The sequence below is a fragment of the Candidatus Symbiopectobacterium sp. NZEC135 genome, assembly GCF_025962695.1.
The window spans coordinates 1-1,294 of the sequence record NZ_JAGFPF010000499.1; the positions used below are offsets into that span (position 1 = coordinate 1).

The 1,294-nt window shown below is 49.8% G+C and carries 1 protein-coding gene; it reads left to right on the forward strand.

Annotated features, from left to right (window positions below; translation table 11 throughout):
• The coding region (locus J5224_RS28230; RefSeq protein WP_264628423.1) for a sensor domain-containing diguanylate cyclase at nt 1–1,294 on the forward strand (1,294 nt) is incomplete at both ends.

Here is a 1,294-nt window from a genome sequence, read left to right on the forward strand (position 1 = left end):
GCAAAACCTGATGGCAGGTTTTATCCTTTTTATTATTCTGGCCGTGGTCATACTTAATGGATGGGTGGTTTTTAACTCCTATCAACGCACCCTTGAAGCCACCGAAAAGCAGGCGGATAACTTATCTCTTTCGCTTTCACGTCACGCCGAAGACACCTTCTTGCAAGTGGAACTGTTGCTCCAGGATCTCAATGAACGCATTGAACAGGATGGGTTTGGTGGGCAACAACTGCCCCGTCTGCAACAAACGCTGAAAAATCGTAAATCAACGCTGCCGCAACTACACGGCATCTTTATCTATGACGCTTCAGGACACTGGCTGGTAGACGATTACACGCCTAAAAATGCCAATAACTCCGATCGCGAATACTTCAAATATCATCAAAATAATCCCAGTAACAGTTTGTATATTGGTAATGTCATCCGTAGCCGCACCACTGACGATCTGATTATTCCGGTTTCGATGCGTTTGAATAATGGTGATGGCAGTTTTGCAGGCGTGCTGCTCGCCACCATCTCTATCAATTATTTCAAACTCTATTACGGCTATTACTCGATGGGCGAGACTGACGTATTAGCCATTTTGCTGTCGGACGGGCATATCCTGTATGGGCGTCCTTTTGATGATTCACAAATTAATCGCGATGTATCCGCAAGCCCGCTGTTTGTGGAGCATCTGAAAACATCCGCCAGCGGTACGGCCACCTTCTATTCCGCCGTTGACCACGTTGAGCGCATCTATGGCTATACCCGGCTGAAACGCTACCCGATTGTGATTGCGGCGGGTTATAACAAAACCCAGGTGCTCTCCAACTGGAAAGTCGACTCCACCATTTATACCGCTATCGCCCTTACCTTGCTGCTGATCATGAGCAGCATGGGCGCGATCGTGCTTAAGCAGATCAACATCAATGAGAAGAACCAGATCGACCTGACTAAAGTGCGCGACCAGCTCACCGCGATGAATCACACGCTGGAAACGCTGGCGCTGTTGGATGGCCTCACCGGCCTGGCAAACCGACGGCAGTTTGATATTTTCCTGCGAGAGACCATCGCGCAGTCGGCCCTTTCCGGAAAACGAATAGCGCTTATCATGCTCGATGTCGATATGTTCAAGAAATATAACGACCATTACGGCCATGTCGAGGGTGACAAGTGTCTGCAAACCGTGAGCCATGCGTTAAGCAGTATGCCGCGCCGCAAGGAGGATTTGATTGCACGCTACGGCGGCGAAGAGTTTGTCATCATTCTGATGGATGTGACGGAAGAAGGCGCCGTGGCCTTCGCGGAGCGG